The organism is Arthrobacter sp. GCM10027362, assembly GCF_042679445.1.
Classification (GTDB): Bacteria; Actinomycetota; Actinomycetes; order Actinomycetales; family Micrococcaceae; genus Crystallibacter.
Genome location: NZ_JBHTML010000061.1, coordinates 1 through 20,671, shown reverse-complemented (window position 1 = coordinate 20,671; position 20,671 = coordinate 1). Strand labels below are relative to the sequence as shown.

At 67.8% G+C, this 20,671-nt stretch carries 19 protein-coding genes; 9 read left to right on the top strand and 10 right to left on the bottom strand.

Going from position 1 to position 20,671, the window contains the following annotated elements; all coding sequences use genetic code 11:
- Positions 1 to 392 precede the first annotated feature (392 nt).
- Positions 393 to 968, top strand: coding sequence for a hemerythrin domain-containing protein (locus ACFQ36_RS10940; RefSeq protein WP_377013503.1), 576 nt, complete (start codon positions 393 to 395; stop codon positions 966 to 968).
- A gap of 234 nt (positions 969 to 1,202) precedes the next feature.
- Here the strand turns inward: ACFQ36_RS10940 and ACFQ36_RS10935 are convergent, their stop codons facing one another.
- Positions 1,203 to 1,475, bottom strand: coding sequence for a hypothetical protein (locus tag ACFQ36_RS10935; protein WP_377013501.1), 273 nt, complete (start codon positions 1,473 to 1,475; stop codon positions 1,203 to 1,205).
- Between the two features lie 334 nt (positions 1,476 to 1,809).
- Between ACFQ36_RS10935 and ACFQ36_RS10930 the strand changes: the two genes are divergently transcribed.
- Entirely contained in the window at positions 1,810 to 2,115 is a 306-nt protein-coding gene (locus ACFQ36_RS10930; RefSeq protein ID WP_377013499.1) for a putative quinol monooxygenase, read from the top strand.
- Positions 2,116 to 2,391: 276 nt separating this feature from the next.
- On the top strand, positions 2,392 to 3,006 hold the full coding sequence (locus ACFQ36_RS10925) for a hypothetical protein (RefSeq protein WP_377013497.1): 615 nt from the start codon (positions 2,392 to 2,394) through the stop codon (positions 3,004 to 3,006).
- A gap of 74 nt (positions 3,007 to 3,080) precedes the next feature.
- On the opposite strand, the gene ACFQ36_RS10920 is transcribed toward ACFQ36_RS10925, so the two are convergent.
- Positions 3,081 to 3,980, bottom strand: a complete 900-nt coding sequence (locus ACFQ36_RS10920) for a dihydrodipicolinate synthase family protein (RefSeq protein ID WP_377013495.1) — start codon at positions 3,978 to 3,980, stop codon at positions 3,081 to 3,083.
- A gap of 202 nt (positions 3,981 to 4,182) precedes the next feature.
- Between ACFQ36_RS10920 and ACFQ36_RS10915 the strand changes: the two genes are divergently transcribed.
- Together ACFQ36_RS10915 and ACFQ36_RS10910 are read left to right on the top strand one after the other, a co-directional pair.
- Positions 4,183 to 4,890 carry a hypothetical protein gene (locus ACFQ36_RS10915; protein ID WP_377013493.1) on the top strand — a complete coding sequence of 236 codons (708 nt, stop codon included), beginning with the start codon at positions 4,183 to 4,185 and terminating at the stop codon, positions 4,888 to 4,890.
- A gap of 281 nt (positions 4,891 to 5,171) precedes the next feature.
- Entirely contained in the window at positions 5,172 to 5,966 is a 795-nt protein-coding gene (locus tag ACFQ36_RS10910) for an IclR family transcriptional regulator (protein ID WP_377013509.1), read from the top strand.
- 3 nt (positions 5,967 to 5,969) lie between these two features.
- Here the strand turns inward: ACFQ36_RS10910 and ACFQ36_RS10905 are convergent, their stop codons facing one another.
- The 6 genes from ACFQ36_RS10905 to ACFQ36_RS10880 all read right to left on the bottom strand — a co-directional run bounded on the left by ACFQ36_RS10905 (position 5,970) and on the right by ACFQ36_RS10880 (position 14,341).
- Entirely contained in the window at positions 5,970 to 6,989 is a 1,020-nt protein-coding gene (locus ACFQ36_RS10905; protein WP_377013491.1) for a glycerate kinase, read from the bottom strand.
- The gene (locus ACFQ36_RS10900; protein ID WP_377013507.1) at positions 6,986 to 7,975 is read right to left on the bottom strand and encodes a 2-hydroxyacid dehydrogenase; all 990 of its coding nucleotides are present in this window, start codon (positions 7,973 to 7,975) and stop codon (positions 6,986 to 6,988) included. Before ACFQ36_RS10900 ends, ACFQ36_RS10905 begins: the two co-directional genes overlap by 4 nt.
- 2 nt (positions 7,976 to 7,977) lie before the next feature.
- A complete protein-coding gene (locus ACFQ36_RS10895; RefSeq protein WP_377013489.1) occupies positions 7,978 to 8,940 on the bottom strand; it encodes a hydroxymethylglutaryl-CoA lyase in 963 nt (320 codons plus the stop codon).
- Positions 8,937 to 10,184: a CaiB/BaiF CoA transferase family protein gene (locus ACFQ36_RS10890; protein ID WP_377013487.1), complete on the bottom strand. Its 1,248-nt coding sequence runs from the start codon at positions 10,182 to 10,184 to the stop codon at positions 8,937 to 8,939. The genes ACFQ36_RS10895 and ACFQ36_RS10890 overlap by 4 nt, the downstream gene beginning before the upstream one ends.
- Before the next feature lie 47 nt (positions 10,185 to 10,231).
- Complete coding sequence (locus tag ACFQ36_RS10885; RefSeq protein ID WP_377013485.1) at positions 10,232 to 11,695, bottom strand: GntP family permease; 1,464 nt, start codon at positions 11,693 to 11,695, stop codon at positions 10,232 to 10,234.
- 252 nt (positions 11,696 to 11,947) lie between these two features.
- Positions 11,948 to 14,341, bottom strand: coding sequence for an ATP-binding cassette domain-containing protein (locus ACFQ36_RS10880; protein ID WP_377013483.1), 2,394 nt, complete (start codon positions 14,339 to 14,341; stop codon positions 11,948 to 11,950).
- 414 nt (positions 14,342 to 14,755) lie between these two features.
- On the opposite strand from ACFQ36_RS10880, the gene ACFQ36_RS10875 reads away from it, so the two are divergent.
- Together ACFQ36_RS10875 and ACFQ36_RS10870 are read left to right on the top strand one after the other, a co-directional pair.
- Positions 14,756 to 15,523, top strand: coding sequence for an SDR family NAD(P)-dependent oxidoreductase (locus ACFQ36_RS10875; RefSeq protein ID WP_377013481.1), 768 nt, complete (start codon positions 14,756 to 14,758; stop codon positions 15,521 to 15,523).
- A 565-nt stretch (positions 15,524 to 16,088) separates the two neighbouring features.
- Positions 16,089 to 17,213 (top strand): AI-2E family transporter, encoded by a 1,125-nt coding sequence (locus tag ACFQ36_RS10870; RefSeq protein WP_377013479.1) that lies wholly within the window; start codon positions 16,089 to 16,091, stop codon positions 17,211 to 17,213.
- A 251-nt stretch (positions 17,214 to 17,464) separates the two neighbouring features.
- On the opposite strand, the gene ACFQ36_RS10865 is transcribed toward ACFQ36_RS10870, so the two are convergent.
- Both ACFQ36_RS10865 and ACFQ36_RS10860 read right to left on the bottom strand, forming a co-directional pair.
- Complete coding sequence (locus ACFQ36_RS10865) at positions 17,465 to 17,875, bottom strand: cupin domain-containing protein (protein ID WP_377013477.1); 411 nt, start codon at positions 17,873 to 17,875, stop codon at positions 17,465 to 17,467.
- A 34-nt stretch (positions 17,876 to 17,909) separates the two neighbouring features.
- A complete protein-coding gene (locus tag ACFQ36_RS10860) occupies positions 17,910 to 18,800 on the bottom strand; it encodes a helix-turn-helix domain-containing protein (protein WP_377013475.1) in 891 nt (296 codons plus the stop codon).
- A gap of 151 nt (positions 18,801 to 18,951) precedes the next feature.
- Between ACFQ36_RS10860 and ACFQ36_RS10855 the strand changes: the two genes are divergently transcribed.
- Positions 18,952 to 20,163: a multidrug effflux MFS transporter gene (locus ACFQ36_RS10855; RefSeq protein ID WP_377013505.1), complete on the top strand. Its 1,212-nt coding sequence runs from the start codon at positions 18,952 to 18,954 to the stop codon at positions 20,161 to 20,163.
- 52 nt (positions 20,164 to 20,215) lie between these two features.
- The coding region (locus ACFQ36_RS10850; RefSeq protein WP_377013473.1) for an alcohol dehydrogenase catalytic domain-containing protein at positions 20,216 to 20,671 on the top strand (456 nt) is incomplete at its 3' end.

The window sequence follows — 20,671 nt, the reverse complement described above, 5'->3', positions numbered from 1 at the left end:
CATGCCTCTTCCACTGCGGCCAGGGCGTCGGCCAGGTGTTCCCTGGCCTCGGCGGCCGCAGCTTCCTTCAGGTCCATGGGCCACTCCCGACTCGTATGCCCCTCTTCGAGGCTACGCCCCGGCGCCGTCACGGTCACGGCAGGCTCCGTGGGGATTATGGGATGCAGACGACGGGAACCAGGTGGTCGTCCACCTTGGCTTCGAGACCGGCGGACGCCGTCGTGTCGGAAGTTGCGCCAAAAGCCTGCGAGGCCTGTTGATCGGTTCCCGCGTGCCTTAGAGTCGTCTTTACTCAGCACGCTGTTCAACGCCGGGAAGGTTGAGGACAGCGGTCGGTGCTGGGACCTTCGTACTTTCGTTCAGGGAACAACGACCCCGAGGAGGGACGTCTCATGACCGAGAACTATTCTGGTCAGGCAGGCACGGATGTCATTGACATCCTCACCACTGACCACAAGGAAATGCTTGAGCTGCTCGGCCAGATCGAGGGCACACCGGATACGGGCCAGCGCAAGGACCTGGCCGATACCGTGATCGCAGAAGTGATGCGTCATGCCGTCGCCGAGGAGATGTACGTCTACCCCGCCATCAAAGAGCACGTGCCGAACGGCCCCGAAGTGGTCAAGCACGACAAGCAGGAGCATGAAGAGATCGTCCAGGTGATGAAGCAGATGGAGGACGTCGACGCTGCTGATCCGCGATTCATGGAACTGGTCCGGCAGCTGGAGGCGCAGTTACGCCACCACGCCAGTGACGAGGAATCCAATCAGTTCCCGCAGCTACGGGCTCACATCCCCGGGGAAAAACTCGTTGACATGGGCGAAAAAGTGGAGAAGGCCAAGAAGCTGGCTCCGACCAGGCCGCATCCCCACGCGCCGCACTCGGAACTGTTCCACAAGACGGTTGGACCGGGCGTCGGCATGGTCGACCGCCTCCTGGACAAGCTCAAGGGGCGGCACACCGGCTAAGACGTCACGCAGGGGCCCCGGCCTCACCCGCCGCGCACCGCCAACCCAGGTATTGAACGGTCCGGCTGTCGGGCGGTTGGCAGGGGCGAACTGACCCAGGGTCCGGAAGGACCGAACCCCTTCGTCCGGTGTCCGAACGCTCCGGCAGCAGGCCGCCCGGCGCGCCGCCTGCTGCCGGTCCGACCTCATCCTCCCGCGGCCATCCCGTGGCTGCGATGATCCACAGGACAGGACCTAGTCGGGAAGGTTCCATTCGGCCGGGTTCGGCTGCCGGTTTGGTCCGGACTGGCTGGTGGACCAGCCGGTGGCCTCCTCGTAGGTGGCCACAACGTCGCCGGTGCCGGGCTCCTCGTTGGGCTCGGCGCACCAGCGCACCGCTCCTGCCTGGCAGCCTGCCTCCCAGATCATGCCGGTGGCGGCTGTCGTGGCCTCGTCGACTGTCTCCCCCGGCACGGCGGAGCGGACCTCGGCGATGCCATGGACCGTGTAATCGAGATAGAACGGCATATCGGAAGGGTGCCATACCGGCGCGCCTTGCGGCTACGGTGCCGGCCCTGCTTGCGGGTCTTTCATGCCAATTCTGCCGGCACATTGGAAGGACGCGGTGTTCCCGATCAGAAATCTCCGAACACGAAAGACCGGGGGTAACGCTCCGGATGTGGACAACATTCACACGAAAGTTCCACTCAAGCACAGGCTCTCCGCCGCATACGACCCGGTCCTGGCGTGCGGGCCGGACCTTCCGGCGCAACGGCAAGGCACAGACAATCCTCAAGCCCTATCTGAATGATCCTGCACGGCCTATCGTGGTCCTGAAACAAGGATGAGGGAAGGAACAAGGATGTTCACTCTGCAGGCAGGCTATCAAGTCCGCGACTACGCCGAGTGGAAGAGGATGTTCGACCGGGATCCCGCAGGCCGGGCCGCCTCGGGTGCCCGGTCTTTCCGGGTATTCAGGGATGCAGATGACGGGAACTATGTGGTCGTACACCTTGATTTCGACACGAGGGACGCCGCGAATGCGTTTTTGGAGCGGCTGCGCAGCCAGGTGTGGAACGACCCGGATGTAATGGAGCCGCTTTTGCTGGGGACACCGACGGCCAGGATCCTGGAACAGGTGGCCGGCGAGGTCTTGGCCACGGGCTGACCGGTCGTTATGGGACGGATGCCCGTGGTAAAACTCATGATCCAAACGCGCCCATATCAGGTGTCGCCATGTCGTCCCTGCCGCTGTCCCGGGCAATACCACCGTGCCGTGCTGCGATGAAGCCTCGGAGCAATTCCCACTGCCGTACCGGACGGGCGCGGGTACGAAAACGTCTACCGCCGGCCGGCATGCCCCCAATACCCCTAAACCACTGCGCGAAGTTTTGAACACAGCGCGTGTGGATCCGCACGATTGCACTACCGAAGGAGAAATGCCGTGAGTGCCAATGCTGCAGGAGCCGGCAGCCCGGGCTACCGCCGGGAGGGCACAACCGTCCGGAAACGGCGCAGGCCGGTCGGGCTGAAGCTCGGTTCCGCTTTCTTCGGCTGGGTGACAGCCACCGGAATCTCGGTTCTGCTTGCTGCGCTCGTGGCCACCCTGGGGACGGCCTTCGGCGTTGCCGAGGACATCGACCCTGCCCGCCTCGCTGAACAGGCAGCGCAGGACCTGCGAACGGTCAGTATCACCGGCGCCGTCGTCCTGGCAGTCGTGTTGTTCCTCGCTTACTTCAGCGGCGGCTACGTCGCGGGCCGGATGGCGCGCTATGACGGGGCCAAGCAGGGAGTGGGCGTATGGTTGTGGGCCGCCTTCATGGCCGCCGTCATCACCGGCCTCGGAGCCTTCGCGGGGGCGCAGTTTGATGTCCTGGCCCGTCTCAACAACTTCCCAGGCGTCCCGATCCATGAGGGAAGGCTCACCACAGGCGGGCTCGTCACCGAGATCATCGCGGCGGTCGTCGCGCTGGCTGCGGCCGTACTGGGAGGCAAGGCGGGCATGCATTTCCACCGGAAAATCGACCGGACCGAGGCGGACACCGGACGACAGCCGTAAACGAGCCGCGAATGCAGACCACCCCGGGCCGGGGCCCTCCGGCGGGAAATGCAACGGCCTGCCCTCGTGGGAAATCAGGCCCGGGGATGCAGTCCCGCGATGGCGAGAGCGTGTTCGACGTCGTGCCGGGCGCCAGGGTCAAGTGGCAGGAGCGGGCGGGGCAGCCAGGCCTGCCGGACAAGCCCGGCGATCTCGGCGGCGGCCGAGATGACGCGGAGGCTGCCATAACGGCGAAACAGTGCCCACAACGGCTCCAGCTGCTCCGAGGCCGCACGGGCGTCGCCGGGCCGTCCGTCCCGGGCGGCCCAGGTGATCCGGAGCGCGGCGTCGGGAAACAGCCCGCCGACCACCGAGTACCAGCCGGCGCATCCGGAATTGAGTGCGGTGGCGGCGGACCAGTCTCCGCTGATGCCAAGCGTGACGTCAACGGGCACCAGCCGGCGCAGGCGGCTGATGCGTTCGGCGGCCGCGGCCTCGTCCAGCGGAACCGCGGGAATCTTGATCGAAGCCACCTGCGGCAGGTGCGCAATGCGGGCGTGCAGCTCGTCCGCGAAGTGGAACCCGGTGGTGCCCGGGTTATCGTAGACGCACAGCGGGACCGAGAGCTCGCGGACCGTGTCTGCATAGAGCCCGTAGACTTCCCCGGCGGTGAGCGGCTGGTAGGTCATCGGGGCCAGCAGCACTCCCGAGGCCCCGGCCTGCTGGGCATCCTCGGCCAGCCGGAGCACCTCATCGGTGGTCAGGGCCCCTATCCCGGCGACCACCGGCACCGCGCCCGCGGCGTCGACCGCGGTCCTGATGATCCGGGCCCGCTCCTTGCGCGGCAGGTAGGCGTAGCCGCCGGTGGAGCCGAGGATTCCAATGGAGTCGGCTCCCGCCGTCGAAATCCGCCGGACGAGCCCGGCCAGTGCCTGGTCATCGGTACCCGTGGCGGTCACGGGCGTGATCGGGAAGGCGCACAGGCCGGCAAACATGGACACCTCACCTCGGACCCAAACAATGGCTACGTCCATCAGGCTAAGCCCCGTGACCGGCCAACCTCCCGTCCGACACCTGACCATGCGGGCGGGCCTGTCTGCCTGCAGGGACAGTTTCCATCCCGGTACTTTTTCTTGACGGCTCCAAGTGTCAGGCGGACTATGTTCAGCAGATCCCCTAGGCAGGAGGTGAACAGCCTTGGCCAAGCCCACTGAACCTGACAAGCCTCCGGAGCCCGGCCGGGCCGCACTGGCAGCCCTTCCCGAGTCCGACTCCGCCGTCGCCCTGGTGAACGAAGAGCTCAGGGTGGCACGGCAGGCCCTGGAGGAAAACGGCTGCGTCGCCGAAAGGGTGGGGCAGGACCCTGCCACCGGCGAAATCCTCATCGAGGTCAAGGACTGTCCGGAGCCCAAACCCTTCTACGCCCTGTGGTTCCTGCACACCCTCTTCCGCGCAGGAAACTACAGGGTCAACTGGACGGTTTCCAACACCAAGGTCGAGGCCTCCATGGGACGGATAACCAACAGAATGGAGAGGGCCCGCAATTACGCGGACCGGGCCGTCGACCTCCTCGACGCCACCGGCAATACCCCTGCCACCGTCAACCGGCAGGTCCTCAGCCTGGAGACCAGGGAGGCCTGCGGGAAAATCGCCGAGAAGGTCCGCAGGGACGCCGGCGCGAACTCGCCCCTGGCGAACCTCTTCGATTCCGTGGCCTCCGGCCGGCCGGCCAACGAGAACCCGGTGGGCCTGAACCTGGCCGCGGTGCAGCTGATGAAGCTCAAGCCAACCGCCCGGCAGGCACTCAACGTTGGGGCACTTCGCGGGCTGAACAAAGCCGCCGACCCCAAGGACAGGTTCTTCTGGCGGACCATAGTGTACGCCACCCTCCCCCTGGCACCCTGATCCCGTCCGGCCTCGGGACGGCACGAGGCTCCCCGCCGCGGCAACGGCAGTAGATGCAACGGAAATGCCTTGGGAGGCGGCGAAATCCCAAGGATTCGAAGATCTGCTCCGCAGTCTTGGTCCAGGAGAGGGTGCGGGGGTTCCCGTTCCAGGACGAACGGGCCCAAGTGAAGTGCATGCGGAAGCGCCGGTGGCTCGGCCGGCCGGGACCGGGCCAGGACCTGGGACTTCTCGTTGACGCCGAGTGGACTGCCCTGCCGCCACGGATTAGCGTGAACAATATGCCAAGGGTGGAACCACAAGCGAAATCGAACAACGCGCTGCTCGTGCTCGGAAAAATCAGCTCGATCCTGGATGCGTTTTCCCTGACCCGCCCCGTCCTTACCCTGGGCGATATTCGTGAGGCCACGGGCATGCCGACCTCAACCGTCCAACGGCTGGTCACCAACCTGACCGCCCAGGGCTTCCTGGACCGTGAGGAAGATGCGTACCGGATAGGCCTGAAGATGGCCTACTGGGCGGCTCCGGCGACCCGCGGGAAGGAAATCCTCGACGTCATCAGCCCCCTGCTGAAGGAGCTGCGGGACACGACGGGCGAGACGGCCTGCCTGTTCCGGGCCGAGCAGAGGTACCGGGTGTGCGTGGCCATCGCCGAGACCCGCCACATGCTCAGACGCGAGATGCACCTGGGCAAGATCCTGCCCCTGCACGCCGGATCCGCCGGACGGGTCCTGCTCGCCTGGGACCAGGACCTGCTCGACGAAGTCCTGCGCACCCCGCTCGAATCCATCACCGAAGCCACGATCACCAGTTCCGAGGATCTGGAAAGCGTCGTCAAGCAGACCCGGGTGGACGGTTTCGCCATCACCACGGGTGAGCGCGAGGATGGTTCCTCCGGCCTGTCCGCCCCCGTGTTCGACTCGGCCGGCGGCCTGGTTGCTGCCGTGACCATCAGCGGTCCGACCCTGCGGATGCCCCGCGAGGTCTGCGAAGGCTGGGTGGAGACCCTGCTGCAGACCGCCGAACGCATGACCAGGCTTATCGGCGGCCGGTTCCCCAGCGAGGCCAAGTCCTGACGATCACGGGAGGGGTCCCGGCACGGACTTGGGACCGGGGGACGCTTTCGCGCCCGTGCGGACGGCAATTGCGGTCCCGGCGGCACGCATGGCGGCCGGATCCGGGGTGATGAAGACATCGGCGAAGTTGTCCCGGTAACCGCCCAGGTCTGCCGCCACGGAGCCGACGGCGGCGAAGACCGGTATGGTGCGTCCCGACTGCCGGATCCTCCGCAGGATGGCGGAGATAATCTTGCCCTGGCCGGTCTGTGAGTCCAACCGCCCCTCCCCCACAACCACGGCCCGGGCATCGTCCAGGTGCCCGTCAAAGCCCACCGCGTCGAGCACGACGTCGGCGCCCGAGACCAGTTCGGCGCCGTAGTGGGCCCACAGCCCGCCGGCGAACCCCCCGGCCGCCCCGGTGCGCGGGATGCCCAGGGGGTTGCGCGGGTAGCCGGCGGCCAGCCGGGCGAGCCTGTCCCCGAGGAGCTTCACGGTCTCCGGATCCGCGCCCTTCTGCGGCCCGAAGACCTCGGCCGCGCCCAGGAACGTCGTTGTCACATCGGAGAGCACCATGAGACTGGCCCCGCGCAGGCCGCCGGCGTCCTCGATCGCCCGGACGGCGCCGAGACCGCCGTCGGTGGTGGCCGAGCCGCCCGCGGCCACCAGGATCTTCCGCGCCCCGAGCCCGGCCGCGGCGGCGATCATCATTCCGGTGCCGTAGGTGTCGGCCCTCACCGGGTCGCGGTAGCCGTCGTGCGGCACCGTGATGCCGCTGGCCTGGGCCAGTTCGACGACGGCGGTATCGCCGGCAATCCCGATGACGGCCCGGACGGGGCTGCCCCACGGATTTTGCGTGTCCACCGAAACCGGGACGGCGTCCAGGCCCCGGCAGAGGGCGTCGAAGGTGCCTTCGCCGCCGTCGGCCACGGGCAGCCGGACCGCCCGCCCGCCGGCCTCGCCGACGCCGGCGGCCACGGCGGCCGCGACGTCGGCCGCCGAATAGGTGCCCTTGAAGCTGTCGGGGGCAATCAGGATGCTCATGCCCACGCCTCCGGGTTCACGGCGTGTGCCGGCATCCGGCCCTCGGCGATTGCGATCGCGTTCAGGGCGCTCAGCCGCGCCATTTCGCTGCGCACCGGCACCGTGGCGCTGCCGACATGCGGCAGCAGCACGGTGTTCGGCAGGTCCGCAAGCCCTGGCGCCAGCCGCGGTTCGTCCTCGAAGACATCCAGGCCCGCGCCGGCGATCTCCCCGTTTGCCAGGGCCTGCACCAGTGCGGCTTCGTCCACGACCGGTCCGCGCGCAGTGTTGATGAGGATGGCATCCGCCTTCATCCGCTTCAGTATTGCGGCATCGACCAGGTGCCGTGTCTGGTCCGTGAGCGGGACGTGCAGGGACAGGAAATCGCTGCGTTCGACCAGCTCCTCCCACGGCACCTGCCGGACCCGGCCGGCGAATTCGCCCAGTTCCCCCTCGCCCACCGGCCGGTCCCCCGGCGGCCGGGGCGAGAAGACGACCTCCATGCCGAAGCCCAGGGCCCTGCGGGCCACGGCGCGGGCGATGCGGCCGAAGCCGGCCAGTCCCAGCACGCGGCCGGAGACGTCGTGGCCCAGCATCAGTTCCGGCTCCCACCCGTGGAACCGTCCCTCGCGGACCAGCCGGTCCGCCTCGACCACGCGCCGGGCCGTGCCGAGGATGAGCAGCAGGGCAATGTCGGCCGTCGCGTCCGTGAGCACTCCGGGGGTGTTGCCGACCATGATGCCGCCGGCCGTGGCAGCGTCCACGTCGATGTTGTTGTACCCCACCGCAAAGTTTGACACGCCCCGGATCCGGGCCCGGGCCAGCAAGGGGGCATCGATCACATCCCGCAGCTGGGTGAGGACGACGTCGAAATCGCCGGAGGCGCACAGCGCGGCCAGAGCCTCGTAGTCCGGCGGTTCGGGCAGGACCGTGACGTCCCCCGCCTGCCGGAGCAGCGGGAGTCCCGGATCCGGGATGGGCGTGGTGACCAGGAACCGGCTCCCCATCTTCACAGGCTCCCTTCGCAGGCCGGAACGGTGTCCGAGGCGATGACCCAGTCGAAAGCCTCCGCTTTGGACCGGGAGCCTTGGGCGGCCTTGGACCGGTTGGGCTCACCCAGTTCCGCCAGCAGCTTTTCGGAGACATTGACCAGGCCCGCGAACGTCTCCGGGGTGAGCCAGTCCGGGCGGGTGGCGAAGAGGATGTCCTCGGTGGCGGTATTGCCGCTGGCACCGGGGGCGAACGGACAGCCGCCCAGCCCGCCCAGCGCGCCGTCCACGGCCGAGGCGCCGGCACTGATGGCCGCCAGCGTGTTGGCGACACCGAGGCCCCAGGTGTCGTGGCCGTGGTAGACGATCCTCCGTTCCGGGCTTTCGTCGCGGACGCGTCGGATCAGGCCGGAAACCTGGGCCGGCACCGCCTGGCCCAGGGTGTCGCAGATGACGATGTCGCAGGTTCCCCCGGTCCGCGGGTCGTTGGCGATGGCCAGCACGCGCTCTTCGGGCACGATGCCCTCGAAGGGGCAGGTGAAGGAGGTGGCGATGCACAGCTGGATCCGGCCCCCGGCCTCCTGCGCGTAGCGGACCGCCTGCGGCAGTGCCGCCAGGCTGGCTTCGGTACTGCGGCCGATGTTGGCCTGGTTGTGGGATTCCGATGCGGAGAGGCAGTACTGGAAATTCCGGGCGCCGGCGGCGGCGGCCTTGGCCACGTGGCCCGGGGTGGCCACCCAGATCCAGCACTTCTGCAGTTCCTCCGGGGACAGGGCCTGGACGACCTCCAAGGTGTTCGCCATCGGCGGCACCAGGTCCGCCCGGGCCATCGATCCGAGTTCGATCTCCGGCACGCCCAGGCGCAGCAGTTCGCGGACGGTTTCGACCTTGCGTTCGGTCGGGAGCAGCTTGCCGGTCAGCTGCAGCCCGTCCCGCAGCGTCACGTCACGCAACCCGGCGGCAGGTTCGAAGGTGAAGTTCATGCCAGTGCCTCCTCGCGGCTCGTGGCCGCCTTGATCCGGTCCTTGTCCATGTTGAGCAGCCCGCCCAGGATCTCCTCGGTGTGCTCACCCAGGTCCGGGCCCAGGTTCCGGATGGGCAGGGACTGCCCGCCGATTACCGGCACGATGCCCGGGAAACCGACGCCGGAGAGTGTCTCCTCGCCGGTGGATACGTCGAACTTCTGGATCATCTGCCGTGCCTGGTACTGCTTGTCGGCCACAATGTCCGCGGCGGTGTAGATCGGGCCGGCCGGAACCCCGGCCTCATCCAGGGCCGCCAAAGCCTCGGCCGCCGTCAGTGTCCCCGCCCATTCGCCGATGGCCGCATCCAGTTCCTCGCGCCGTGCCCAGCGGCCGGCATTGGTCTGCAGCCCCGGGTCCGTGCCCAGGTCCGGGCGGCCGATGGTGTCCATATAGCGCTGGAAGATGGAGTCCCCGTTGCCGGCCACGACAATACTGGCACCGTCACTGCAGACATAGGCATTCGACGGGGCGATGCCTTCCATCCGTCCGCCGACCCGTTCGCGGCGCACACCGTAGGCTTCATAGTCCGGGATCAGCGATTCCATCATGGAAAACATGGCCTCGTTCAAGGCCACGTCGATGATCCGCTCCGGCAGCGGGACAGCGGAAGCCGCCGTCCGCCGCCGGACCTCACGCTGGAACAGGCTCATGATGGAACCGAAGGCGGCGTACAGGCCGGCGATCGAGTCCCCGATCGAGACGCCCACCCGGACCGGGGCCCGGTCCGGGTCGCCCACCAGGTTGCGGAAGCCGCTGAAGGCCTCGGCCACGGCGGCGAAACCCGGCCGTTCGGACAGCGGTCCGGTCTGGCCGAACGCCGAGATCCGGGTGATGACCAGGTCGGGATTCGCCGCGTTGAGCGCGTCCGGCCCCAGCCCCCACTTCTCCAGCGTGCCCGGGCGGAAATTCTCCAGCAGGATGTCGCACTCGGCCGCCAGTTCCAGCACGGCCTGCCGGCCGGCCTCGGTGCGCAGGTCCAGCACCACCGACTTCTTGTTCCGGTTGATGGTGCGGTAGAGCATGGACGTGGTGCCCTTGTACAGGCGCCAGTTCCGCAGTTCATCGCCGCTGCCCGGGCGTTCGACCTTGATCACTTCCGCCCCGAAGTCAGCCAGCAGCCGCCCGGCCGTGGGGGCCGCGATGTAATTGCCCAGTTCCAGGACGCGGACGCCCGCCAACGGGGCGGTGTTGTTCATAGTCATGCTCTTCCTTTGGATTGAGATGGTGCAGGGGGGCCGGGAAAGGCCGGTCAGACGAACAGGCTCATCGGCAGGATCAACAGGATCGCGACGACGGAGGCAACGGAGACGCCGACCGTGACCGACTTCAGCGCGCCGCGTACGCTTTGGCCCAGCAGCGACTGCAGCAGCCAGAAGGTGTTGCTGGTGACGTGGACCATGAACAGCGAACCGGCCCCGGCGGCCAGGGCGATGAGGACCGGGTCCAGCCCGATGGACGGTGCGATCGGAGCCAGCAGGCCGGCTGCGGTGATGGCGGAGAGCGTCACGGAGCCGACGGCGATGTGCAGCAGCGCGGCAATCCCCCAGACCACCAGCAGCGGCGCGACCGTGCTGGCGGAGAAGAATCCGCCCAGAATGTCGCCCAGGCCCGCCGCGGCCACGGTGGCCGCCAGGGATCCGCCGACGCCGGTGAGGATCAGGATTTGGCCGCTCTCCTTGAACCCGGTCGAAATTGCCAGCTCCACCCGCTTCTGGCCGACGGCAAAGCGGGCCACCACGCCCGTGCCGATCAGTCCGATCAGCAGGGCCATCACGGGTTCTCCCAGCAGCTGCAGCCAGGGAACCTCGACCTTGAGGATTTCCAGGATGGCGCCGGAGGCGATCAGCAGCAGGCAGGCCAGCAGCGGGGCAAACAGCAGCAGCAGCGGCGCGGGCTTGTCCCCGCGTTCGGCGACGGCGACGGCGGCGCCGGCCGGGGCCGGGTGCGCCAGCGAGGCGGTGGCGGCGTCGCCGTTGGCGTGGGAGGCATGGCCGCCGGCCGGGCCGGCGAGAGGTTTGCCGCCATCGGCCGGGGCCTCGTGGTCCTCGTCCTCTTCCCTGGTGAGGGTGTGGTCCTCGTCCTTCGCTTCGTTCCAGAAGCCCCTGCGGAACAGGAAGGTCATGATGGCGATGGAGATGATGATGGTCGGGACAATGAGCAGCAGGCCGAAGACCAGCATCTTGCCCAGCGGCACGCCCAGCAGGCCCGCCAGCGCCAGCGACGCGACGCCGGGGACCATGAACACGATGCCGCATTCGAGCGCGATCGCCATGGCCGTGACCATCCGGGCCGTGCCCAGCCTGCCGATCTTCGGAGCCAGCCGGCGGGCCAGCGGTGCCGAGATCACCAGCAGCACGTCCAGGAAAATGGACTGCAGCAGCGTGCCGACCGCCAGGCCCATGGTGTACGGCAGGCGCTTGGGGCCGAAGACGCGCAGCAAATGCTCGACCAGGCGCCGGATGGCCCCGGTCTCGTTGAGGATCGAGCCCATCAGCACGCCGAAGGCGATGAGCAGCCCTACCTCCACCATGATCTCGCCAAAGCCGCCGGTGATCGTTTCCACCGTCTTGGCGACCCCGAGCCCGGCAGAGAGGCCGAGATAGACGGAGCCGATGACCAGGGAAATGACGGGATTGACTTTGAACCTGACAATCAGCACGACGGTGGCAAGCACGGCCACCGCCGTATTGATCAGAATCGCAAGGTCGGACATGAGGTGATCCGTTCGGTCGGGCCTTCTACGCCGAAGGCTTTGAACAAGCTCGGGTTGTGACGGGAGCCATAAGCGCTAACTCATATTATGAGTTTAAACTCACCATGTAAACAATCTGTTAAGCTTGGGCCATTGGGGCCGGGATTCTTTGCTCCGTCCGGTACGACACCGTGTTCACCGCGCCGACGCGTAATGCCGGAGGGAAGCAGGCCCCGCCGTCATGGGCTTCCCGGTGTCGGCGAGTGGCCTCGGTCAGGTGCCGACGTAGGCCGCGAGGTGCTCGCCGGTGAGGGTGGAACGGGCGGCGACGAGGTCGGCGGGCGTGCCTTCGAAGACGATCCGGCCGCCGTCGTGGCCGGCGCCGGGACCGAGGTCGATGATCCAGTCCGCGTGCCCCATGACCGCCTGGTGGTGCTCGATGACGATGACCGATTTGCCGGAGTCGACGAGCCGGTCGAGCAGGCCGAGCAGCTGCTCGACGTCGGCCAGGTGCAGGCCCGTGGTCGGCTCGTCGAGGACGTAGACCTCGCCCTTCTCGGCCATCTGGGCCGCCAGCTTGAGCCGCTGCCGCTCGCCGCCGGACAGCGTGGTCAGCGGCTGGCCGAGGGTGAGGTAGCCGAGGCCGACGTCGGCGAGCCGGTCAAGGATCTTGTGGGCGGCCGGCGTGCGAGCCTCGCCGGCGCCGAAGAACTCCCCGGCCTCGGCCACGGACATCGCCAGCACATCGGCGATGTTCCGGCCGCCCAGCGTGTACTCCAGCACCGACGCCTGGAACCGCTTCCCCTCGCACTCTTCGCAGGTGGATTCGACGGTGGCCATGACGCCCAGGTCGGTGTAGATGACGCCGGCGCCGTTGCAGGTGGGGCAGGCGCCCTCGGAGTTGGAGCTGAAGAGCGCAGGCTTCACGCCGTTGGCCTTCGCGAATGCCTTGCGGATCGGATCGAGCAGGCCGGTGTAGGTGGCCGGATTGCTCCGCCGCGACCCGCGGATCGCGCCCTGGTCAACCACCACCACGCCCTCGCGGCCGGCAACCGAGCCGTGGATCAGCGAACTCTTGCCCGAGCCCGCCACTCCGGTGACCACGGTCAGGACTCCGAGCGGGATGTCGACGTCGACGTCCCGCAGGTTGTTGGTGCCGGCGCCGCGGATCCCAAGCGTGCCCCTGGGCGTCCGCACCGTCTCCTTGAGTGCCGAGCGGTCGTCCAGGTGCCGCCCGGTGAGCGTGCCGCTGGCCCGCAACCCCTCGACGGTACCTTCGAACACCACTTCCCCGCCTCCACTGCCGGCGCGCGGGCCGAGGTCGACGACGTGGTCGGCGATCGCAATCGCCTCCGGCTTGTGCTCCACGACGAGCACGGTGTTGCCCTTGTCCCGCAGCCGCAGCAGCAGGTCATTCATCCGCTGAATGTCATGGGGGTGCAGCCCAATGGTGGGCTCATCGAAGACGTAGGTGACGTCGGTGAGCGAGGAGCCGAGGTGGCGGATCATCTTGGTACGCTGTGCCTCTCCCCCGGACAGAGTGCCCACCGGCCGGTCGAGCGAGAGGTAGCCCAGCCCGATCTCCGCGAACGAGTCCAGGAGGTGCTGCAGCCCGGCGAGCAGCGGAGCCACCGACGGCTCGTCGAGGTCCCGGATCCAGCCGGCCAGGTCGCTGATCTGCATCGAGCAGAGGTCTGCGATGTTCTTCCCGCGGATCTTCGAGGACAGGGCCTCCCGGCTCAGCCGGGTGCCGCCACAGTCGGGACAGGTCGTGAACGTCACCGCCCGTTCCACGAAGGCGCGGATGTGCGGCTGCAGCGCGTCGACGTCCTTGGACAGCATCGACTTCTGGATCTTCGGAATCAGCCCCTCGTACGTCAGGTTGATCCCTTCGACCTTGATCTTGGTCGGCTCCCTGTAGAGCAGGTCGTGCAGTTCCTTCTTGGTGTACTTGCGGATCGGCTTGTCCGGGTCAAAGAAGCCGCAGCCACGGAAGATGCGGCCGTACCACCCGTCCATGCTGTAGCCGGGGATCGCGAGCGCGCCCTCATTGAGCGACTTGCCGTCGTCGTACAGCGCAGACAGGTCGAAGTCGGTGACCGAGCCCATGCCCTCGCAGCGCGGACACATGCCGCCCAGACGGGTGAACGTCACCTTCTCGGCCTTCGTCTTGCCCTCGCCGCGCTCGACGGTGATCGCACCGCTGGCCTTCACGGAAGGCATGTTGAACGAATACGCATTGGGCGAGCCGATGTGCGGCCGCCCGAGCCGGCTGAAGAGGATGCGCAGCATTGCGTTGGCGTCGGTGGCGGTGCCGACGGTGGAGCGCGGGTTGGCGCCCATCCGCTCCTGGTCGACGATGATCGCCGTCGTCAGCCCTTCCAGGACGTCGACCTCGGGCCGGGACAGCGTCGGCATAAAGCCCTGCACGAAGGCGCTGTAGGTCTCGTTGATCATCCGCTGCGACTCCGCGGCGATCGTGCCGAACACCAGCGAGCTCTTGCCCGAGCCGGAGACGCCGGTGAACACCGTCAGCCGGCGCTTCGGGATCTCGACGCTGATGTCCTTGAGGTTGTTCTCGCGCGCGCCCTGCACGCGGATCAGGTCGTGGCTGTCGGCAGCGTGCAGCGCAGGCGACTGTGTGTCCGCCCTCGTGGCGATGCTCATCGTGTCTCCATCCGTTACGCGGGGCCGCTTTCGCGGTCTTCGGCGGCGTCTGGCTCTATCTAACCAGCTTCGAGCAGTACGTCCGGGTTTCCTTCGCCGGCGCGGTCGAAGGACAGCGGTACCGGATGCAGCGCAGTGTCCGCGTCCGACTCACTCCCGGGCCCCGCCTGCAGGAGTCCAGGGCCTGGAACCGGACAAAGTCATCCTCGGCTACCACCCCGCGATCGATCCTGCGGCCTTGGAACGCGGTTTCGAAGTCATACTGGATGTCGAACCGACCGTACTCGGCCGCGAAAGCGTCCGGTTCTCCCGGCTACCTCGTCCGGATCGCGGTCAAGGACCTGCCCGTCTACGAAGCATTCCGCACGGAACGGGTCCTCACACGATGAAAACGATCAGGCAGGCGCACTGAACATGGCACGCATCTTCATCACCGGCTCCGCCGACGGACTCGGCCGCGCCGCGGCACGCACCCTCTTGGACGAGGGCCACGACGTCGTCCTGCACGCCCGGACCCCCGGTCGCGCAACCGCCCTCGCCGACCTCGCCGCACATGCGGCAGGCATCGTCGTCGGCGATCTGGGCAGTGCCCTGGAGACCCGCGCGCTGGCCGACCAGGTGAACAGCATCGGCCGCATGGACGCCGTCATCCACAACGCCGGCATCTACCTGGAGCCGACCCGGGCAACGACACCCGAGGGGCACGCGCGGACCCTGGCCGTGAACACCCTGGCGCCCTACCTGCTCACCGCACTAATCGACCGGCCTCACCGCCTGATCTACCTCAGCAGCGGACTGCACCGGGGAGCCGGCGGCTCACTGCACGACATCGACTGGACCGAACGGCGCTGGAACCCCGGCCAGGCATACTCCGAGAGCAAGCTCTATGTCACAGCGCTCGCCCTCGCGGTCGCACGCCGCTGGCCGCATGTACTCAGCCACGCCGTCGACCCGGGATGGGTCCCCACCAAAATGGGCGGCCGCGGCGCACCGGATGACCTGGAACTGGGGCACCTCACGCAGACATGGCTCGCGGTTAGCAACGATCCGGCCGCAACCGCCAGCGGCGGGTACTGGCACCACCGCAAACGGCAAACGCCTGCCCCGGAAGCCCTCGACCCCGGCTTCCAGGACCGGCTGATGGACCGCCTCGCTGAATTGACCGGCGCCGAAGCGTTCTGAACCGCCCCCCGAGGGGGCTCCGGGATCATTGGCGCCAACGGGCCAAAGGGCTCGTTGAGGTTGTCCAGGAGCTGCCGGCGAAGTACCAAAGCCGCGGCAGCGTGTTGGGACTCGAGAAGGTTACCTAAAACCCGGTAGGTTCATCCTGCACCGGCCGTGCTGTCGTCAGCGTGCAGTCAGGTGAGCAAATGGCGCAGGGTCATGGCCACCTCAGGGCCCAGGCCCGGCATACGAGTGCAGGGAATGACCTCGTGTCCTTGCCGCGAAAGGCCCGCAGCGGGGCCGCAGCCGTTCCGTGCCCATTCAGGTTTCTCCGGACAGGTTTACACTGGACAGCACGCCGGACTGGCCTTCCGGCCCGGGTTTCTGCCGCTGCGACCGGACCCGAAATCCGGCTGACCGAGGAGCGGGAGGGGGTATCAGGGAAGCCGGCGGCAACAAGCCATGGAATCCGATCCGGCCTTCGGACCGCGCTGATGCCGGTCCAAACCACACACGCCAATCTCGATCCGGAAAGCCGCGATGCGTGGGCCGTCCGGCCTTTCCGCCAACGGAGGGATCAAACATGGCACCATCTTCACGGTTTCCCGCATCCGGTCTCACTGACAGTTCATGGCAGGACGGGCTGGGACGCGCGGGCAGCCGCTGCGCCCAGATCCTGCTGATCCTGATTCTGGCCAGCGTGGCGGTCTACGGGTTGCTGCAGATCCGGCTACTGGTGATCCCGGTCTTGATTGCCCTGATCCTGTCCGCAGCAATCGGCCCCTTTGTGAACCTGCTCCGCCGCAAAGGCTTGCCCGGCGTACCGGCGACGCTTATTGCCTTCCTGAGCCTGCTGGTGGTCCTGGCAGGCACGAGCACTCTGATCGTGCTGGCTGTGCGCAGCCAGTGGGATAAACTCGTTGCCGCGGCCACGTCCGGGCTGGACCAGTTGGATTCCTTCCTGCTGAACGGGCCGTTGCCAATCAACCAGGAGCAGCTGGCGCAGGGGCGCCAGGCCCTGATCGATTTCGCCACCAGTGCCCAAGCGCGTTCCAGCGCATTGACAGGGCTTTCGGTTGCCACCGAGTTTTTTGCGGGCACGGCGCTGATGGCCATTGTCCTGTTCTTCTTCCTCAAAGACGGGGCAAAGATCTGGAACTTCCTGCTGGTCCCGTTCAGCGATCCGCGGAAGGCCAAGCTGCGCCGTGCCGGCAAACGGACCCTCGAGGTGCTGGGCAGCTACGTGCGCGGAACGGCCATTATTGCGCTGATAGACGCCACGGCCATCGGCATCGCGCTGCTGGTGCTGCAGGTGCCGCTGGCCCTCCCGCTTGCCATGATCGTCTTCCTGGGTGCCTTCATTCCCTTGGTCGGCGCCACGTTTGCCGGCATTCTGGCCGTGCTGGTGGCACTGGTGACCAGGGGCCCCATTGTCGCCGTCGTCGTGGCGGCAGTCGTGATAGCCGTCAACCAACTGGAAAACCATCTGCTGCAGCCAATCGTGATGGCCAGGTCGCTGAAGCTGCACGCCCTGGTCATCCTGTTTTCCCTCACCGCCGGCACCATCCTGGCCGGCATTATCGGCGCGGTGCTTGCAGTACCGCTGGCCGCCGTTACCTGGGCGGTGCTGCAGGTCTGGACCGCCGAGGACCCGCGGATCGGGGACCTAAACCCGGACCTTCCGCCGGCCGGGTCTGAATCGACTTAGCCCCTTGGAGGCACCAACCTAGTAGCCGTTTTCCGTCCCGGCCCCAAGCCCGGGCCACGACTCAGGGGTCTGAGCCAGGAGGAAGCCGCCGAAAGGCGGCCGGGAAACCGTACGGGAATTGCTGCGGGAAAATACCGGTTCCGAGGCACTGCCAACATCGGTGTTCGAGAACGCCCGCACGAAGGCGCATCCGACGGGCTTCCGGGGCGCGGATTGGGCCTGCGGGCCTGTAATGTTTTCCGTCTTCCCGCTTAGTTCGACGGGTATTCGTCGGCGGTGAGCAACTCGCCCCACGTCGTCTCCGGCTCGTCGGTGCCGGGCTCGGGGGCTTCCCACAGTGCCAGGTGGCACATGAAGTTGTCAGCCGTGGCGCCGTGCCAGTGCCACTCCCCTGCCGGGGTGTAGACGGTGTCGCCGGGGTGCAGTTCGATGAGCTCCTCGCCGCGGGTCTGCACGTACCCGACGCCCTCGGTCACGTGCAGCGTCTGCCCGACGGCGTGCTTGTGCCAGGCCGTGTGCGCGCCGGGGGTGAAGCGCACCAGGTTCAGGCGTGCCCGCGACGGCTCGCTGCCGGCGTAGTAGGAGTTGAAGTACACGTCTCCCGTAAACCATTCGGCCGGTCCCTTGATGGTCGGGGTCTTGGGTTGCATCTGCGTGCTCATGCACGCTCCTTTCGTTGGTGTCCGGGCCGTGCCATCAGTACAGACGGTCCCGCTGCAGCGCCGCAGTCACCGCCTGCTCCGCGGCCAGGGAGGCCAGGAGCCGAAGGCGTTCCGCGGAAGGGCTTCCGGGTTCGGCAGTGTAGATCATCAGGACCAGCCCGGGTTCTGCGGTGACCGCCAGTTCCTCATAGGCGAGGACGAGCTCGCCGACGTCCGGGTGGTTGAACCGCTTCGTGCCGGTACCGTGGGTCCGCACGTCGTGTGCGCCCCAGAGCCTGCGAAATGTTTCGCTCTGCGTGGAGAGCTCGCCGACAAGGTTCTGCAGGCCGCGGTCATGGGGGTCGCGGCCTGCCTCGGCGCGCATGATCGCGACGCACATCTGCGCGAACATGTCCCAGTCGGGGTAGAACTCATATGATGCCGGATCGAGGAACTGGAAACGGGCCAGGTTCGGGGTGCGGCCCCCGTCGCCGATCACGGGTGAGTAGAAGGCGCGGCCCAGCGCGTTCGCGGCGAGCAGATCCTGCTGCTGGTTACGGACGAAGGCGATGCCATTCGTGATCGCAGCCAGCGCCCAGTGCAGGCTGGGGCGGGAGGCTCCCTGACCGGCCGCGCGGCGTCGCACACGGCCGGACGTGGGAATGCCGTCGGCGGCACGCGCGAGGTCGAACAGGTGCGCCCGCTCCGTGTCATCGAGACGCAGTGCCCGCGAGACCGCGTCGAGAATGGATGAGGACGCGCCGGCGATCGCGCCGCGTTCAAGCTTGGAGTAGTACTCGACGCTCACCCCTGCGAGCATCGCGACCTCGGTGCGCCGCAGGCCGGGAACGCGCCGCTTCGGGCCGGCGGGCATTCCGGCCTGTTCGGGCGTGACCTTGGCGCGCCGCGACATGAGGAACTCGCGGACCTCGTCTCGATTGTCCATATGGTCAGGATAAGTCGGCTTCAGCGGGTCTGGGGTGCCCTGTCAGTACACCCCTCGACAGGAACTCCCACCGGGCGCCCGGACGTCTTTTACTGGAACGGTGCCGAATTCATCTTCCCTCCCGCAGCGCCCTTTCGGGCGGCTGCTTCCGATGCTGCTGCTCGTGCTGACGGTGTTCGGTCCGATTTCGATGGACCTCTACCTGCCGGTGCTGCCCGCGCTGACGATCGAACTGGACGCGGCGACCTCGATGGCGCAGCTGACCGTCACCGCGTGCCTGATCGGGCTCGCACTCGGCCAGCTCATCGCCGGCCCGCTCTCCGACAGGTTCGGACGCTCTGCCCTGCTCTACGCCGGTGTCGCCGCCTACATCGCCGCGTCGCTGCTGTGCGCGGTGAGCCCGAGCGTCGAAACACTGGTCCTTGCGCGCCTGGTCCAGGGCCTCGCGGGCGGGGCGGGCCTCGTGATCGCCCAGGCCGCCGGCCGCGACATCTACTCCGGCGGAGCGCTCATCCGCTACTGCGGCCGCATGACGGTGCTCGGCGGCCTCGCTGCCATCATCGGCCCGCTCCTCGGCGGCCAGCTCGCCACCGTCACCAACTGGCGTGGCCTGTTCGTGTTCCTCGCGGTGATCGGCGCGGTGATCCTCATCGCCATCGCGCTCGCCTACCGCGAGACCCTGCCTCCGCACCACCGCACCACGGGCGGGTTCGCGCAGTCCGGACGCGACTTCCTCACCCTGCTGTCAAACCGCGTGTTCACCGGCGCCGTACTCGTGCAGGGATTCGTGAACGCCGCCCTGTTCGCCTACCTCAGCGGGGCAACTTATGTGCTGCAGGGCATCTACGGGCTCTCCCCGCAGCAGTATGCGCTGGCGTTCGGCCTGAACTCGGCCGGGTTTATGGTCTTCGGATACCTCGCCGGCCGCACGAGCGAGCGCTGGAGCGCGGCGGGCACGCTCGCCGTCGGCCTGGCCATGTGCGCATTCGGCGCGCTCGGCCTGCTCGGCGCGGGGCTCTTCGCGCTGCCGCTGGCCGCCGTGATCGTCTCGCTGCTGGTCATGGTCAGCGGCGTCGCCGTCATCACCCCGCCCACGACGACACTCGCCCTGGCAGACTACCCGCAGATGGCCGGCACCGCGTCGTCGCTGCTCGGCACGGCACGGTTCGCCTTCGGCGGCGTCTCGGCGCCCTTTGTGGGCATCGCCGGAGCCGCCGCAATGCTGCCCCTCGGCATCGTCACCGTCGCCTCGGCCGTCCTCGCCGCCACGGCGCACGCGGCGCTCCTGCTCCGCGGGCCCGCGGCCGACACGGCGGATGCATCCCTCGCGGAGCCGGAGCCCGTCGGCTCCGCCACACGCTGACCCGAAATCCGAAAGCCATCAGAGAGTCATCGAAAAGAAGGAGAACACCACCATGCGTGGAGTCATCATGCACGCCCCCGGCGACGTCCGTGTCGAGGAGCGCGAAGACCCGACGATCGTCGAGCCCACCGACGCCGTCATCCGAGTCGCCGCCGCCTGCATCTGCGGGTCGGATCTGTGGCCCTACCGCGGCATGGCGCCGGTCGACGGACCCGCGCCGATGGGCCACGAGTACGTCGGCATCGTCGAGGAGACCGGCCCGGAGGTGAAGAACGTCAAGGTCGGCGACTTCGTCGTCGGCTCATTCTTCGCTTCCGACAACACCTGCGAGATCTGCCGGGCCGGATACCAGAGCCGCTGTGTCCACAACGTGCCCATGGGATCGATCGGCACGCAGGCCGAGCGCCTGCGCGTGCCGCTCGCCGACGGCACGCTCGTCGCGACGCCCACCCGGCCGACGCCCGAGCAGATCCCGGGCCTGCGCGCCGCCTCGGACGTGCTCGGCACC

Coding starts and splice junctions, on each gene's coding strand:
- ACFQ36_RS10865 (WP_377013477.1), bottom strand. CDS start 17,875: ATGAGCACGCAGATGCAACCCAAGACCCCGACCATCAAGGGACCGGCC.
- ACFQ36_RS10860 (WP_377013475.1), bottom strand. CDS start 18,800: ATGGACAATCGAGACGAGGTCCGCGAGTTCCTCATGTCGCGGCGCGCC.
- ACFQ36_RS10940 (WP_377013503.1), top strand. CDS start 393: ATGACCGAGAACTATTCTGGTCAGGCAGGCACGGATGTCATTGACATC.
- ACFQ36_RS10920 (WP_377013495.1), bottom strand. CDS start 3,980: ATGTTTGCCGGCCTGTGCGCCTTCCCGATCACGCCCGTGACCGCCACG.
- ACFQ36_RS10880 (WP_377013483.1), bottom strand. CDS start 14,341: ATGAGCATCGCCACGAGGGCGGACACACAGTCGCCTGCGCTGCACGCT.
- ACFQ36_RS10910 (WP_377013509.1), top strand. CDS start 5,172: ATGCCAAGGGTGGAACCACAAGCGAAATCGAACAACGCGCTGCTCGTG.
- ACFQ36_RS10890 (WP_377013487.1), bottom strand. CDS start 10,184: ATGACTATGAACAACACCGCCCCGTTGGCGGGCGTCCGCGTCCTGGAA.
- ACFQ36_RS10870 (WP_377013479.1), top strand. CDS start 16,089: ATGGCACCATCTTCACGGTTTCCCGCATCCGGTCTCACTGACAGTTCA.
- ACFQ36_RS10855 (WP_377013505.1), top strand. CDS start 18,952: ATGCTGCTGCTCGTGCTGACGGTGTTCGGTCCGATTTCGATGGACCTC.
- ACFQ36_RS10900 (WP_377013507.1), bottom strand. CDS start 7,975: ATGGGGAGCCGGTTCCTGGTCACCACGCCCATCCCGGATCCGGGACTC.
- ACFQ36_RS10885 (WP_377013485.1), bottom strand. CDS start 11,695: ATGTCCGACCTTGCGATTCTGATCAATACGGCGGTGGCCGTGCTTGCC.
- ACFQ36_RS10930 (WP_377013499.1), top strand. CDS start 1,810: ATGTTCACTCTGCAGGCAGGCTATCAAGTCCGCGACTACGCCGAGTGG.
- ACFQ36_RS10905 (WP_377013491.1), bottom strand. CDS start 6,989: ATGAGCATCCTGATTGCCCCCGACAGCTTCAAGGGCACCTATTCGGCG.
- ACFQ36_RS10875 (WP_377013481.1), top strand. CDS start 14,756: ATGGCACGCATCTTCATCACCGGCTCCGCCGACGGACTCGGCCGCGCC.
- ACFQ36_RS10895 (WP_377013489.1), bottom strand. CDS start 8,940: ATGAACTTCACCTTCGAACCTGCCGCCGGGTTGCGTGACGTGACGCTG.
- ACFQ36_RS10935 (WP_377013501.1), bottom strand. CDS start 1,475: ATGCCGTTCTATCTCGATTACACGGTCCATGGCATCGCCGAGGTCCGC.